The sequence below is a fragment of the Alcaligenes sp. GW821-FHT11D07 genome (assembly GCF_058808495.1).
In genome coordinates this window covers 1,290,091-1,304,179 of the sequence record NZ_JBXART010000001.1, presented here as the reverse complement: position 1 = coordinate 1,304,179, position 14,089 = coordinate 1,290,091, and the positions used below count along the sequence as shown (strand labels likewise).

The 14,089-nt window shown below is 51.5% G+C and carries 20 protein-coding genes; 10 read left to right on the top strand and 10 right to left on the bottom strand.

Annotated features, from left to right (window positions below; genetic code table 11):
- Positions 1-207: 207 nt before the first annotated feature.
- The gene (locus tag AC1RSM_RS06030) at positions 208-567 is read right to left on the bottom strand and encodes a hypothetical protein (RefSeq protein ID WP_492930439.1); all 360 of its coding nucleotides are present in this window, start codon (positions 565-567) and stop codon (positions 208-210) included.
- A 406-nt stretch (positions 568-973) separates the two neighbouring features.
- Between AC1RSM_RS06030 and AC1RSM_RS06025 the strand changes: the two genes are divergently transcribed.
- Positions 974-1,732 (top strand): KilA-N domain-containing protein, encoded by a 759-nt coding sequence (locus AC1RSM_RS06025; RefSeq protein WP_492930437.1) that lies wholly within the window; start codon positions 974-976, stop codon positions 1,730-1,732.
- A gap of 244 nt (positions 1,733-1,976) precedes the next feature.
- Here the strand turns inward: AC1RSM_RS06025 and AC1RSM_RS06020 are convergent, their stop codons facing one another.
- Both AC1RSM_RS06020 and AC1RSM_RS06015 read right to left on the bottom strand, forming a co-directional pair.
- Positions 1,977-2,327 (bottom strand): hypothetical protein, encoded by a 351-nt coding sequence (locus AC1RSM_RS06020; protein WP_492930435.1) that lies wholly within the window; start codon positions 2,325-2,327, stop codon positions 1,977-1,979.
- A 522-nt stretch (positions 2,328-2,849) separates the two neighbouring features.
- Positions 2,850-3,071 carry a hypothetical protein gene (locus AC1RSM_RS06015; protein WP_492930433.1) on the bottom strand — a complete coding sequence of 74 codons (222 nt, stop codon included), beginning with the start codon at positions 3,069-3,071 and terminating at the stop codon, positions 2,850-2,852.
- A gap of 255 nt (positions 3,072-3,326) precedes the next feature.
- Here AC1RSM_RS06015 and AC1RSM_RS06010 point away from each other — a divergent pair, with 255 nt between their 5' ends.
- Together AC1RSM_RS06010 and AC1RSM_RS06005 are read left to right on the top strand one after the other, a co-directional pair.
- Positions 3,327-3,737 (top strand): hypothetical protein, encoded by a 411-nt coding sequence (locus AC1RSM_RS06010; RefSeq protein WP_492930431.1) that lies wholly within the window; start codon positions 3,327-3,329, stop codon positions 3,735-3,737.
- Positions 3,738-3,889: 152 nt separating this feature from the next.
- A complete protein-coding gene (locus AC1RSM_RS06005; protein WP_492930429.1) occupies positions 3,890-4,288 on the top strand; it encodes a hypothetical protein in 399 nt (132 codons plus the stop codon).
- A gap of 105 nt (positions 4,289-4,393) precedes the next feature.
- Here AC1RSM_RS06005 and AC1RSM_RS06000 read toward each other — a convergent pair whose 3' ends face one another.
- The 6 genes from AC1RSM_RS06000 to AC1RSM_RS05975 form a co-directional block, all read right to left on the bottom strand.
- Positions 4,394-5,419, bottom strand: coding sequence for a hypothetical protein (locus AC1RSM_RS06000; RefSeq protein ID WP_492930427.1), 1,026 nt, complete (start codon positions 5,417-5,419; stop codon positions 4,394-4,396).
- Between the two features lie 168 nt (positions 5,420-5,587).
- Positions 5,588-5,791 (bottom strand): membrane protein insertion efficiency factor YidD, encoded by a 204-nt coding sequence (gene yidD, locus AC1RSM_RS05995; RefSeq protein ID WP_492930425.1) that lies wholly within the window; start codon positions 5,789-5,791, stop codon positions 5,588-5,590.
- On the bottom strand, positions 5,784-6,035 hold the full coding sequence (locus AC1RSM_RS05990) for a DUF4177 domain-containing protein (RefSeq protein WP_492930423.1): 252 nt from the start codon (positions 6,033-6,035) through the stop codon (positions 5,784-5,786). The genes yidD and AC1RSM_RS05990 overlap by 8 nt, the downstream gene beginning before the upstream one ends.
- A gap of 137 nt (positions 6,036-6,172) precedes the next feature.
- Complete coding sequence (locus AC1RSM_RS05985) at positions 6,173-7,333, bottom strand: type I restriction endonuclease (RefSeq protein ID WP_492930421.1); 1,161 nt, start codon at positions 7,331-7,333, stop codon at positions 6,173-6,175.
- A 145-nt stretch (positions 7,334-7,478) separates the two neighbouring features.
- A complete protein-coding gene (locus AC1RSM_RS05980) occupies positions 7,479-7,862 on the bottom strand; it encodes a hypothetical protein (RefSeq protein WP_492930419.1) in 384 nt (127 codons plus the stop codon).
- Between the two features lie 323 nt (positions 7,863-8,185).
- On the bottom strand, positions 8,186-8,392 hold the full coding sequence (locus AC1RSM_RS05975) for a hypothetical protein (RefSeq protein WP_492930417.1): 207 nt from the start codon (positions 8,390-8,392) through the stop codon (positions 8,186-8,188).
- 87 nt (positions 8,393-8,479) lie between these two features.
- On the opposite strand from AC1RSM_RS05975, the gene AC1RSM_RS05970 reads away from it, so the two are divergent.
- From AC1RSM_RS05970 to AC1RSM_RS05940, 7 genes are all read left to right on the top strand, one after another.
- A complete protein-coding gene (locus tag AC1RSM_RS05970) occupies positions 8,480-9,001 on the top strand; it encodes a phage regulatory CII family protein (RefSeq protein ID WP_492930415.1) in 522 nt (173 codons plus the stop codon).
- Between the two features lies 1 nt (position 9,002).
- A complete protein-coding gene (locus AC1RSM_RS05965; RefSeq protein ID WP_492930413.1) occupies positions 9,003-9,434 on the top strand; it encodes a hypothetical protein in 432 nt (143 codons plus the stop codon).
- On the top strand, positions 9,431-9,889 hold the full coding sequence (locus tag AC1RSM_RS05960; protein ID WP_492930411.1) for a Ref family recombination enhancement nuclease: 459 nt from the start codon (positions 9,431-9,433) through the stop codon (positions 9,887-9,889). Before AC1RSM_RS05965 ends, AC1RSM_RS05960 begins: the two co-directional genes overlap by 4 nt.
- A complete protein-coding gene (locus AC1RSM_RS05955) occupies positions 9,886-10,707 on the top strand; it encodes a phage replication initiator YdaU family protein (protein ID WP_492930409.1) in 822 nt (273 codons plus the stop codon). Before AC1RSM_RS05960 ends, AC1RSM_RS05955 begins: the two co-directional genes overlap by 4 nt.
- A complete protein-coding gene (locus AC1RSM_RS05950) occupies positions 10,691-11,401 on the top strand; it encodes a replication protein P (protein WP_492930407.1) in 711 nt (236 codons plus the stop codon). Before AC1RSM_RS05955 ends, AC1RSM_RS05950 begins: the two co-directional genes overlap by 17 nt.
- Positions 11,398-11,742 (top strand): RusA family crossover junction endodeoxyribonuclease, encoded by a 345-nt coding sequence (locus tag AC1RSM_RS05945; RefSeq protein WP_125304137.1) that lies wholly within the window; start codon positions 11,398-11,400, stop codon positions 11,740-11,742. Before AC1RSM_RS05950 ends, AC1RSM_RS05945 begins: the two co-directional genes overlap by 4 nt.
- Before the next feature lie 150 nt (positions 11,743-11,892).
- Positions 11,893-12,252: a hypothetical protein gene (locus AC1RSM_RS05940; RefSeq protein ID WP_492930405.1), complete on the top strand. Its 360-nt coding sequence runs from the start codon at positions 11,893-11,895 to the stop codon at positions 12,250-12,252.
- 978 nt (positions 12,253-13,230) lie between these two features.
- Here AC1RSM_RS05940 and AC1RSM_RS05935 read toward each other — a convergent pair.
- Positions 13,231-13,614, bottom strand: a complete 384-nt coding sequence (locus tag AC1RSM_RS05935) for a hypothetical protein (protein WP_492930403.1) — start codon at positions 13,612-13,614, stop codon at positions 13,231-13,233.
- Positions 13,615-14,089 lie beyond the last annotated feature (475 nt).

Here is a 14,089-nt window from a genome sequence, read left to right as displayed (position 1 = left end):
AGTAGGGTCAGGGGCCAGCCCCAGGGCGGGGTGCTGCTATTTGGTGCGTAGCATCCCTGACCATCGAATGGGTTACGGCGGCGAGTGCGGGGGAAGCCGGGGTTTTGGTCTGTCATGGCTGCCTCCAGATACTGAGAACGCCCTCAATCCCGAGTGCGATAAAGAAAGCGGCGCAGCAAAAGAGCGTCGCAAAGATGAAATACTCGATCAGCACGGCAGCGCCTCCAGTTCTTGCCGGGTCATGCAGTTATGCGTGGTGTCTGCCCAGTCGCCGATGATTCGCTCGCGGTCGGCGCGCAGAGCAGGGCGCAGGCTTTCATCATCAAGCGCAGCCAGCAGCTTGGCTGAATAGTCGAAGCCTGCCGAACTGGACGCCAGAAGCGCATTCTCTATTTCCTCGATCAGCCCTATGCGGCTTACCTTTTGAGGAATCGATTGCAGGGTCCAGGCGATGTTCACGTACAGTGTTTTGCCGTACAGGCAGTTGCGGATCTGCTCCGCGATATAGGCGCGGCGGCGCTCCGCCAGCTCGTACGCGTCTATCTCACGCATAGCAAAAGCGTTCATGGTTAGCTCCGTGGGGATTGCGCCGCGTCCGGCGCCATTGAAAGGGAAGAGGTTTAGCCTGCGTCTGCCGCCGTCACGATTTGCGCGCGCAACTCGGTATTGGCGGGTTCCGGGGTTCTATGCCCTCTAGTCGCAGCACTCCCGATCGCCCATGGCGTGGGCGGTTTTGATATTGAAATAGTTGAGGGAGTGGGAATGCTGCGGCTAGAGGGTGCCGCTAATTACCGCTACAGTATGCGTAGCAATGATTTCACGGGGATAGGTGTAATGAAGCCTAGATGCTTATGCCTGCTATGAGTGGAAATAGATAAGAGTGAGAGTTACTAATAGGAAGGCTCAGCGAGAAATTGTTTGCAGGGTTTATACTTTTAGTAAGATTGAATTCCACCTTTTTATCTGAGGCGTTATGGATCAGCTTGATTTACCTGTGATTTCCCGTAAAGTTGATGGGAGTTTGATTCATCAGAGAGCCTCTGATGGATATATAAACGCGACTGCCATGTGCGTAGCCGCGGGAAAAAAGATTGGTCATTACTTTGAGGTTAAAAATACTAGGGAGTTTTTGGAGGAGCTTTCCAAGGAAAACAGGCTCCCAGTTCCTCAGTTAGTTCAAATTATCAAGGGAGGAAATCCCAACTACCAAGGGACTTGGGTCCATCCTCAGGTGGCCATACACTTGGCTCAATGGCTATCTCCTAGATTTGCGGTACAGGTAACTAAATGGGTCCATGATTGGATTTCGGGAGATGTTTCTCGAGAACCGACTCTTCCTGGTCATATACAAAGGTACCTAATAAATAGAGATAAAATTCCTCACACGCATTTTTCAATTCTGAATGAGTTAACCTTGCTGTTAATCGCCCCCTTGGAAAGTGCAGGCTATACGTTGCCCGATAAAATGATCCCAGATGCCTCACAAGGAAAAATGTTCTCCAATTGGTTGAGAAGTGAGAAAAATATCGAACCTAAAAGCTTTCCCACCTATAAACATACTTTTCTAGATGGTCGAGTTGTCGACGCGCGGCTCTACCCCAACGAGCTGTTGGCCGAATTCCGCCAGCATTTTTCAACGGTTTGGCTGCCCCATAGGGCGGAAGGGTATTTCCAGGAGAGGGACAAAGCTGCGTTGGAGTATTTGCCTTCAGTATTGAAAATACAGGGATAACCTGTTGATATTTAACCGATATCGTTATGACGATATCGGGTGCGGCCGCAGATTACCCATCACATAGGCGGGCTGGGCTTGATACCAGCTTGCCGCGCTGCCCCTGGTTCTACAGGCGGATGGCTCGGTCTGGTGATCAGCCAGTCGCGTGGTTACCGTTGACCGAAGCGTCTTTACTGACGCCCGCCTATGTGATGCCCCTCATAAGAAGGGCTGCCTGGACCTCGCTACCTCTTGCCGCGAGTCATGAAGGCGTTGATTCGATTAAGCCTCGCACTTGAAGCGATGCATCAGTCAGGGCCAGGGCTCGTTCAAGGCAGCCTTGGTTATGGCCATCATCGTCATCGTCTTCTGGAACCCGAGCCTTCAGGGCCTCGGTGTACATGCCAGTCAAAATACGCTGGACCGCTTCAAGCGTTTCACGCCGCACAGCTTCCGTGTAGCGTGTCATTTGGTAGTCACGGTATACAGCGCATATGGAGTTGGTGATAAATGTGCTGTTTGTGTGGGGATCAGTCTTACTGAACGCCAGTCCGCCATTCATCAATGAGTCTGAAAGCCATCCGAACGGCTCCGGCATCGTTACCTTGCTCATGCTTTCTCCTGTTTGTCATGCTTTCCCGGAAAGTCGCTGGGCCAGCGCATGGGTTTGTCCTGCTGTTGCATGTCTATCTCCTATTTATCCGTCAGCACCCTGAGTCAAGATGCTGGTGGATAACCGCTGCGCTCCTGGCTACTCCCAGCCAAGCTGGCTCCAGGTAGCGCAACGTTCTAAATCCCCACGTCACGGGTTGTCCGTCTCACTCTTTATCAGGGGGTGTGGGGATGCGCCCTGGGCCTAGCCGTGCGTTGTCGCACCATTGGCCTATTTATCGCTTTGCTGGTTTTTAAAGAGCCTCCGCCGTGGCGGGCGCAGCCTTTGCTGCTGGCGCTCTCTGAACCGTTACTTACCGTGGCTTTGCCTAAAGGTGTTCTGCGGTTTTGGTGAAGCGTTGGAATGAAGTGTAAGAGTGCTAACATATATTGTCAAGCGTGCTAACGTTCATGTCGTAAGAATGCTTACGCGAGGGTTGGAAAAAAAGCTCGCATTGGCGAGCAGGGGTTGGAGGTAAGGCGCTCAGTCGATCGGTGTTCCGCTCTCAATGCCAAGGATTACGTCAATTAAGGTGCGGCGAAGACTGGTAATGATGCGGAGCTTTGCATCGTCTTGTAGTGCTGGTGATAGCCAGGCAGCCTCCGCAGCGTCAATGACAGCACAGCTTTCTTCGAGCCTTTCTGCTGCAGCCCGCAATAAAGCTGAGAGGTCGGCCGGGGGCTTGATGTTCTGGTTACTCGTCATATCTCAATGCTCTTCTCTTGCAAGTGGGCGTTTTAGATATGCGCTCTGATTCGTGGGAGCTACGTGGAGCGCATCAATATGGCGGGGCAGGGGATATGAATACTGTATATATATACAGCATTTTAGGTCAAGATAGTGCGGCTAAATGAAGATGCAGTTTGCTCACTTGTGATGCTGCTTAAGCCCATGCCGACTCAATCTGCTAGCATCTAGTGTCTGACTGTAACTTTAGGGAGAGGGGTAATGCAGAGGATTATGCTGTTCGTTTCCGTTATGGCTCTTGGTGGATGCATGGCAACTGCTCGGCCGCCACAGCCTGCACCGTTTGTTCCAACAGCGTTAGCCACACAGATAGATGATGAATACGTAAAACAAGCGCTCGAGTACACGAGAAATGAACTTATAGATCCCGATTCCGCTAAATTTACGGGGCTGTATGCAGCGAAGACTGACAATCCGAATGAAAAGACCGTGATATGCGGGTATGTGAACGCTAAAAATCGGCTTGGTGGATATACAGGGAAAAAACGATTTATGGCAATGCCGAGCTATTCCGCAGTTTGGGAAGAGAGTCCTCAGTATCGTTACTCCAGCTCCAACGAAATCATCCGAAAAAGATGCAATCTAAAGGAAGGCGAGAAAAGGATTTTGATTAAGATTGAGTGATGGCCTAGATAGCAAGACAAAAAAAGCCCCGGGAGGGGCTTTGATGTTTATGGGAGCAATACTTTAAAAGTCCAAATAATAGACTGCATGAAAAGGTCTTGTTCTCTTATTCTGGTACGATCCTGTCTTTATTCGTTACTTGGGAGAGGGGCGTGTACAAACAAACATCGGGCGCATTTGGAATGGTCGCAATGCTATTTGCGTTAATTACCATTTTGGCTTCTGTAGTGGCGATCTATACCTATGGTGAGATAACTATCGTGGAGCCAGGCCGATATGGGCTATCAGTCTCGACCAGTGCGGTACGAAATTGGCCGCTGATTATTTCTGCTGTTTCGGCGAGCTTTTATTCGCTTGCGTTTGTGGCTATGTTTTTTTATGTGGAGACCACCAGAAACGCAGTTGCCAAGATAGCCAACCATCTTGGAATCAAGGAAGAAGAGTCTAGCAACGCCCAACCAACAAGCCCGGCCCCCGATGAGCCAGAACAACCAAGTGCCAGCGTGACCTCATCGAAGGGGAACATTAGGCGGGGACAGCGATCTGTATGATACGACGCCTATAGCAGACAACAAAAAAGCCCCGGGAGGGGCTTCTTGGTTCCAACACGATAATATGCTTAGCGGTAAGGGGTATGCCCGAGTGTTATGCGCTGCTTAATCAGCAACGATATCCACTAACACACCACCCTTTACGCTGCCTCTGATAAGCGTTGCCTGAAGCTTTACATAAACTGAAGTTCTGTCACGAATGGCGTCCCATAGAGCATCAGATTGAGCTTTGGTAAATTCATCCTCTGAAAAGTCTACTGTTATCTCGCCTGGCAAATCCTTCCCATGGAAAGTTACTTTAGTAATGCCCCCAGGTAAGGTTTCTGCTAGTACTTGATACTCCCCTTCGGCATCGAAACGATCGGCAAGCGCACGAGGGGAGCGTTGGCTCATTGTTTGAATTGCGTCCTGGTCGAGGACGGATGTGCCAAAGGCCAACTCGGTTGCGTCTGGGGATGCCTTAGCTACTTCAGTTAATCCCACTGTTTGGGCTTTCGACAATGCGGCGATAGACGAGCGAGCACTACGAGCTACCTGCTCAGACTCTCTGGAAAGCTGTGCGTCCAGAAAGTTAAGTGCTGTATCAATGGTCTGATTATTTGACTCGAGTGTTGTCTTCAGAACTTCTGCAACATGCTCTCGCTGGTCCGCGCGATCCTTATTTTCAAGCGCACGTGTCCCCAACGTGTAAGCAGTGATTCCTAACGTTGCGATTAAGGCCAAGGAAATAAGAAGAGTTCTAGCTGACTCTGGTGACATTTTGCTTAACGGCTCCTTCAGTGCATCAAACAACTTACCGAAGTTAACCTTCAGATCGAGACTTCCTTCGTTTACATCGATCAGTAGCTCAAGCTCTTTCTTCTGTTCGACGGTAAGTCTGGCGTTAGGCTGGTCGAATATTACAATTTTAGCGAATGAATAGATAGCGTCCTGATATTGCCCTAGAGCTTTAGCAATTTCTCCGGTTAGCTGCCCGTTGTAATTTGGACCATAAATGATGATTTGAAGTTCCTTTAGAGCAGTACCTAGCTCAAAGTCCTCGATGTTCCCAGCATCTCCAGCGGCTGCTAACTGCTCTAGATAGACTAATGCGTCTTCGGTAGTTTCCAGTTTTACGTGTTTGTCGGTCATCTTTGGGCCTAGCTCCTAGGTTATTCTTCAGTAGATGGTTCGCTAGCCATCGACATAGTGAGATCAGATGGTCGTCTGATTTGTATAGAGCTTGGCAGGGATAGCGCTCTACCATGCCGGGGAAACTCATTCCTTTATTTGTTATGTCGTGGGCTAGATGTAGGGCGTTTATGGATAATCATTGCCGCCATAAGGAGGGCGGCATCGTTTGAGACGGTTCAGAGTTTTTGCCCAACCGCTCCAGAAGCCATATTTATCGACGGCAAGCAAGCAGTACTCTGAGCAGCTCGGCTCGAACCTGCATGACTGACGAACCCTTTGAGGTGCTAGCCGTCGATAAACTGTCACTACTAGTCGCGTAAGACTAGGCATTCTCTTGACGGCGAAATGTGATGACGTGGTAGTGGGAGAATGTTCCTTTTTGCCCGAACAGAGATGCCAGGCAGCCCACCGTTGTTTCAACGCCGATGCTATCGATGCGCTGAAACTCCCATCCTTGTTTTGCATGCTGGTTCACCACTTGCTCTAGGTAGTGTGCTGCTTCGCTGCCCTTGTGCTTCTTCGCATCAACAGAAATGTTTGGTGGAACTTGAACCATCTTGTATGTGTAAGCCACGTCTACTTCCTTACATAAAAATAAATTTAGTTACTTCATGGTTAAAAAATAAGGAGCCTATGGCTCCTTGTCTCTCCCTGCTCAGTCCTTCTTACGTACAGCCTCCCTGGGCTGGGTAACGATTATGGAGCCCATGTTCACTCTTCCTCTGACTCGACTCTACGAGAGGAGCGACGGAAGTTCTCGTCATTTTGGCAGTACATCAAGGCGTCTCGTAAGATGCCAGCGAGTCGGTACAGGTCTTCCGGCTTGTTCAAGATGATTCGACCATTTTTGCCAATCTCTAACCCGGCCCGTTGAGCTTCCATATTGTGGATTTCGGTCATTGGCTCAATGAACTGAATCGCAGGGCGTCGCTTGTCACCCCAGAAGCGGAAGAGCCATCTATTCGATTTCCCACCAGAAACCACAGAGAAGTATGTCTCAGTGTCTCGCATGGACAAATCTTCGCCTGGAAGAATTTCTTGGCAGATCTGGTAGAGCTTCTGTTCTTCTGGTGTCGTGATTATCTTTTCGTTATCAGGGTCAATGATTGGTGCATCTTCGTCGGACAGTACGACCACTGGCGGCGCTTCCTCGGTTTTCTGCGGCCGTGAAAGGCTGGTGGCGACCATTGAGCTTACTGATTGAGCTACTGCTTGAACCACCAAGGGCTGAATGCTTTCTAGGAATCGCGCATTAAGCTGTCGTTGGATGGATGCGCGTGTCGCAACATAGCGCACAAAATCCACATCGCATTCGCGCAGGGAGGAGGTGATGGCCTCTCGGAATGATGAAAGGTAGATATTCTCTTCCGCCATAGCGCGTAGAGCGCCTGCCTCCAGCTTATCGTGATGGAAACGGAACAACTGCTCCGCGGCATCTTCCTGTGGAGCCTCAAAGTCGACAGTTAAGAACGGATCTTTGTCCATTATGTTTCTGTTGACTAGGTCGGTGAAAAACCGCCATTCCCTGCCGTTTGTTATTGCAGCAACCGCCACCTCTGGCGTCGCGTTGTAGTACCTGGATAGTTGGGGGCAGTGGTTCGTCAGGTCTTGGGCGTATGCCTTGGCTTCAATAAAAAGCACTGGCGTCCCATTACTGAATAGCGCGTAATCAACTCGCTCAGTGGCTTTCACCCCTGGGAAGTCAGAGCCATACTCTGCCTGAACTTTAGTTGGGTCGTATGGACTAAAGCCGAGAATATCAAGCATCGGAAGGATCAAGGCTTGCTTGGTCGTTTCTTCCGATATGCAGTGGACACCAACTTTGTTCACATGTTCGATGTGTGAACTGACTCGCTGTATAAACCGTTCCATTGCCTCACTCACAAAACAATAATATTTAAAATTTCTGGTTACTTTGCAAATAAAAAATATGGGGCCTTATAGACCCCATATCCCTCTATACGTTTAGAACCCAACAATCAACTCAGTAACTCGGCCAGTGTGACGTTTCATCGTTTCAACCTTCGTCCTTTTTTACGTCCAGGCCGAGCTGGGCGGCGGACAGGAGTATGGCGGTTTCAAGCTGCATGCGTTCCCTGTCTGGGTCTAGAGCGCGAACCTTTTGATTGTCGATAGAAGCGAAGGGCCAAGAATCCGCTGATTCGCGGTCCTTGGCCGTCTCTGGGCCAACGCCCTTGGCTATCCAGAGCGCGCTGTAGCCCGTCTCTCGCTCTAGATTAAGAGCAACCTCCACATCGCCAATGGTGTGAATGATTTTGCTCCCTTTCCCGGCCCACTGAGAAACGGCGGAACGACTCACCCCAGCCGCTTTAGCCATCTGGGTGTCATTCCAGGCCATTACAGCCTTCAATTTTTCGATTCTGTCTTTTAGTTCGCTCATATGTAAGCGCAATTACACTCTATTTTTAGAAAAGCGTGCTTGCAATGATTGCGTAAGCACGCTAACATTTGCGTATGAAGAAACAACATGCCATCCAGCTACTAGGCGGCTCTGTGAGTTCCGCCGCTTCTGCTATCGGGATCATGCCTCAGGCAGTAACCCAATGGCCGGAAGACCTGCCTCCGCGAATCGCAGATCGAGTAATCGCGGCAGTTGCCCGACAGAACCCAAAGCATTGGCCTGCTGCCTGGAAGGCGATAAAGGAGAGCATCAATGTGTGATCCAGAAAAGCGAGAGCCGATACCCATCGGCCCCACAGATATTTAGTGAAGGGTAGAGGCCCCGGCCTCGCCTAAGCCGTGAAGCTCATTCCACAGCAGCCGATCCAGCACGCCCTCTACGTGGGCTTCTGTTGGGTACTCAAACATTTGCCTGGCCAGCTCCGTGGCACGGTCCAGCAGTTCCAGGCGTTCAAAGTCGATTTCTTCATCCATGCCGGTAGTGTCCGGCGTTTGATTCTTAGTTTCCATTCGTAGTTCCTGATACGTAGTTCCACCAAGCATCGTAGCCAGGGCTCAGAACAAGCGAAACGCTGAAATTACGAGGGTTTCAAGGTAATGACCTGCAAATACTCAAACACAGATTGGTTGGACGTTCTCTATAACAGCGTTCGCAAAACTCCAGGCGGGGTGGTGGATGCGGCGTTGTTTCTAACGGAGCGGCGCGGTCGCGGCATCCACCCCGAAAGCCTTAGAGCAAAGCTGCGCGCTGTGAATGGTGACGAGATAAGCATATCCATGGCTGAAATGCTCAGCGAGTGGATGGAAGAGAAGGCGGGCGGCTCTGAATACGCTTGGGATTGGCTACTGGTGATGAATGCGCAGCGTGGAATCCATGTTGATTTAGTGCCGCCTCCACCTGTTGGTGGTTGGGCCGATGAAAGCAGGGCTCTCCAAGACAAGTTTCTTTTGATCTCTACCAAGATCGGGAAGATTGCAGCCGTGACGGCTGAGACAGTTGCTGACGGGGTGATAACCCAGGCTGAGGCAGATCAGTTGGTTCCGCTGTTTCGTGATGCCCGCGTCATTCTGCATCGAATGGAGCGCAACGCTCTGCGCGCTGTTGAGAAGGAGCACTGAGATGCAGATTGTGAACAGCGATGAGTCCTTGCAGCGCTTTTTTGGCGATGTGCGCAGTCAGTACCAGGCGCATCGCTACCTGCGAATTTCAATCAAGACTGGCAAGGCCCGTACGCAGCCCCAGAACGACATTACCCATGTCTGGTACGGCCAGATAGCGCGAGAGCTGCCCGAGGATGATGCGCTGGGCTGGCGCTGCTACTGCAAGCTGCATCACGGCGTGCCGATTCTGCGGGCCGAAGATGCCGAGTTCCAGGGCATGTACGACTCGATCATCAAAGGCCGGACCTACGAAAAAAAGCTGCTGGTAATGAAGTACATGCCAGTGACATCGCTCATGAATCGAAAGCAACTGAGCGCTTATGCCGAGGCTGTGCAGGCTGATTTCCGAGAGCGCGGCGTGTTTCTTGAGTTCCCGGAGGCTGGCAAATGAAGATGGCCTGGAACAGCACATTCAAAGCCCCAACAAAGCCCATGCAGCGCAGCGCATGGAAGCCAGCCAAGCCCAAGGCAATCAAGTCACGCGGCATGCTGGGCGCGGCAGCCACTGTAGACCAGAAGCGATTCCACAGCATGATGGCCTCGCTCGGGTGCATTGCCTGCAATTTGGACAAGCACTATCAGCCAGTCGTGAGCATTCACCACATTGACGGCCGCACCAAGCCTGATGCTCATTGGCTGGTGTTGCCGCTGTGCGCTGGCCACCACCAGGACGGAACGGGCGCGCCTGGACTGGTTGCCGTCCATCCCAGGAAGAACAAGTTTGAGTCGATTTACAGCCCACAGCGCAATTTGCTGCGCCTGTGCATACAAACACTGCTGGACCGTGGCGCCGTTGTTCCTGATGGCGCGCTGAGGGCGGCAAATTTGATTGTGGAGGCGGTATGAAAAAGCTGCCGTGGTTCCGTGCTTACACGGAGATGGTTGACGACGAGAAGCTGCGCTTGCTGGCTTTTGAGGATCGCTGGCATTTCGTGGCCTTGCTGTGCTTGAAGGGGCAGGGCGTTCTGAACAATGACGATCCGCTGATGATGCGTAAGGTCGCCGTCAAGCTGGGTATTGATGCGCGCACGCTGGAAGATGTGGCGCGTCGCCTGGCCGAAGTGGGCCTGATCGATCAAGAGACGCTGCAGCCTTTGAACTGGGATAGCCGCCAGATGAGTAGCGACACTGACCCTACCAATGCAGAGCGCCAGCGCCGGTACCGCAAACGCAAACAGGACGAGGAAGCGGCAGAGCCAAAACAAGAAGATGAACAGAGTAACGGAGACAGTAACGCGTTACGTAACGGAGACATAACGCCGCTAGATATAGATACAGATAAAGATAAAGAAACAGATAAAGAAGAAAAGATAAAACCGCGCACACGCGCTGCCGCGCCTGACGTCGATTTTTCGAGCTGGCCTGCTGAACCGAGTCCCGAAGTGGTGGCCGACTACCTGCGCCACCGAAAAGAAATCAAAGCCCCGCTGACGCAGACTGCTGCAAACCGGCTTGGGACAGAAGCACAGCGGGCCATGGCCATGGGCTACAGCGTTGACGACTTCTTGGCCGAGTGCATGCTGCGCGGCTGGCGGGGAGGAAAGGCCAGTTGGCTAGAAGACCGTGATAGCCGTAAGCCTGCTGGCCAGGAGAAATTTGACCCACTTGCCTACGTGAACCAGGGCCGTATTCGTCAGGAGGAAGCGCATGTTATCGACGTGTGAATCGCCAAACCAATGGCTGATGGCCCACCCAAAGCTGGAAGGAATCAGCCTGATGGACCATCTGTTCAACCGCTTGAATGGCATTTACCCGAACAAGTTCCGCTCGAACTTCAAGGATATTCAGGCCATCCAAGACTGGAAAGACGCCTGGGCTGAAGCGTTTGACGAAGAGGGCATTGTTCCGCAGGACGTAGCCCTAGGAATCAAAAACTGCCGTCGCATGTTCGACTGGCCGCCAAGCCTGCCCGAGTTCCTGCGCGCATGCCGGCCGCATCTGGAGGCTGATGTGGCGTTCTTCGAGGCTGTGCGTGGAATGCAGGCCCGAGCAAAGGGCGAAGTAGGCATCTGGTCACACCCGGCGATCTTTCACGCTGCCATTGCTGTCGGGCAGTACGACATGATGAACCAGGCTTACCAACAACTGGAGAACCGCTGGAACAAAGCGCTGGCCAGTCAGCTTACCTTGGGCACTTGGGCCGATATTCCAGCCCCGACGCTGGCCTTGCCGTCGCCTGCGGACTCCAAAGAAGTCCGCGCAGAGGGACAGAAGAAAGTGCGAGATCTGACGCAGCAGGCTGTCAGCCAGACGGGGAAAGACCAAAAGGCTTGGGCCGGAAAGATCCTGCGAGCCCCCAAGGGCCGCACTTTGACAGTGTTGAATATGGCTCGCGCAGCTCAGGGAGAGGCCGCATGATCGAAATCCGGTTGCCATGGCCGAACAAAGGCCTAAGCCCGAATGCACGCCTGCACCACATGGCGCTGGCAAAGCTGAAAGCCGCGTACCGGCAGCAATGTCGTCTGTTGGCCAGCCAGCATAAACAGCCGGTGCCGGATAGCCCGGCCCTGGTGCTGGAGTTCATGCCGCCAGACAAGCGCAGACGGGACCGGGACAATTTGCTGGCGTCGATGAAGTCGGGGATTGATGGCGTGTGTGATGCCCTGGGGGTGGATGACAGTGCGTTCGATCCGTTGGTAGTGAGCATGAAAGAGCCTGTGCGCGGTGGTGCAGTGATTCTGCGGATTCAGGAGGTATAGCCATGTCATACCCAAGTTGGATGTACCAAGACCCATCGAAGCATGTTGATTTCGTGCGTCAGAAGCGGCAAGAACATCAGGAGCGGCAGCCCGAAGCAAAGCGGGAACGGGCACGAGAAGGGCTTAAAGCGTTATTCGGGGAGGGCAGCCATGCAAAAACTGAGCGGCGATGACTTACTGTGGAACTGGGCCCGCTGGTGCTGGTCCGGGGAAACGGTGGGTAACATGGAGCGGTATGTGCCGTGGGAGGACGATTACCGCCCGATCAACCAAGACCACGCCCTGGCTGTGGATGCTCTGTACCAGCGCCTGCCGCGCTATCAGGCGATGGTGCTGCAGGCTGAGTACACGCGGAAGAACTCGCACTTCCGGGATTTGTCGGCATCTGAGCGCCTGGTGGTAGCGCGCCGGTGGATTCGCCAGATCACCGGAGCCATCTTGCGGGATGAGGATTACAAACGGCACCTGGAAGGATTCAGGGCCAAGGTAGAAAAGGAGGTATTGCTGTGAAGTACGCGTCGGAGGTGATTGATCTGCTGGCGGCGTATCCGGGGCGTAGTTTCAAGATGAGGCAGATCATCAATTACATAGGCGGCAATGCCGATCAGAAACGGCGGGCAGTAATTCGCACCGGAGTGTGGCGTGTGTTACGCGACTTGGAGTCTACAGGGCATATCCGATCGAACCGCAGCGAAGTAGGGAATGGTGCCCACGCAGATTGGTGGTGGGCACAAAGCATAACATCAGGCTCTGGAAAACCATTTCAAGAACCATTACATTATCAGCAGCACAACTGTGCCTATAGGTTTTGAACAGGCCCGCCCATCGGAAGATCGGCGGGTTTTTCTTTGGATGCAGTCTAAAAGCCTTATCGATGCCGCTGATCTTCACGATAGCTCGATAAGGATTCTTTTAGGCGTTTATTCTTTTTATAAAGAGAGTGAGCCCAGGCGCCGATGGCGATAGGGGCAACGAGTAGCAAGATCGCGATTAGTTGGAGCCCGCCTGGAGCGAGATCAAGGCTGCCGTAGGTTCTTGTTAGGTGTCTGGCCATATATATGGCAGGGCCGAACATAAGGATCTGTATAGCTAGGCCAATAATTAATTTCATTGATCTTCTCTTTGAGCGCCGGCCGAACGGGCACGAGCTGATAGGCCAGATCATACCTAATGGGGTGTGGTTAGTGGGTTGAGCCTTAATAAGTGTGAATGAGACTAGGTTATCCGCCTCCGGGCGGGTTTTTTTTATGGATGAAAGAAATGACCCTGCCAGCGAGACCATGCCCACCTGCTGATATGGTCGGCGAGGATGCGTTGCTATTTCTAACGCTTCGGCCCGCGCCAGAGATCGGTGAGTGGGTGTAGCGGAACATCCTGGCAGACGATGGCCCGCCTATCGAAAGATTGTTGGTTTTTAACGATTCATCGAGTTATCAGCCGATTTCGTGAATCTTTAAGATGAGGATCTTGCTTTGGATTTTATATATTCTAAAAGTGGTTTTTGGTAGTGCCCATAATATCAATTAGCGCTCTAGCCTCTAAGGTTTTACTGAAATCGATTTGAGGTAGTGAGATAGTTGGAGCTAAGTTATGAGTAAAGGTAGGTGAGTTTATAGATCTCATTCTTGAGTCTATGAATAGATATGCTATGAAATCTCCTATCCAAACTGTATAACCATTTAAGTTTCCTTGCAGAGTCCTCATTTCCCGTCTCATGGGAGGAGGTATTATGCCTTTTCCATATTGTCCCCAATTTATTTGGCCTAAGATGATAGGGTAGTCGATTGCTTTAAATGATTCTGGGTTCAGAATTATTTCTTTGATGTTTTGAGAGTGTTTTATGCCAAGGTCTACCTTTTCAAATTCAGACATAGAGCTGACGTGTGCTCTCCACAACACGCTAAGGAAAAAGATCGTAAGGCGCGCCGGACTGGGTACTTCAATGCTTGTACTGCATATGCTCTCAGGGTCACTATAAGGGAGCGGTCGTAACACGTCTGCTGCATAGCTATCAAATGGACCAAATTTTATCTCACAGCAGTGACAAAGAATATTTTGATCGTAGACCCCCATGGGTGCTCTTTTTACATAGCCATTTCTTGTGAGGCTTTTTAGGTTATTTGATATTGATCTAAATGCCCATTTTGGGATTATGTGTGATTTTGCAAAGTCGTTGCAGCTTAGCAGGCATAATTTGCATGTGTTGTTCTGCATGGTTCTGTATCTTGTTTATAGTGATTTCGGAGATGCAAACAGCAGCAAATGCTATTTACGAATTTTAGTTTTTTGTCAGTCTGATAAGATAATGGAACTCATCATCAAGTATACAAGGTGTTGAAATTCGGGG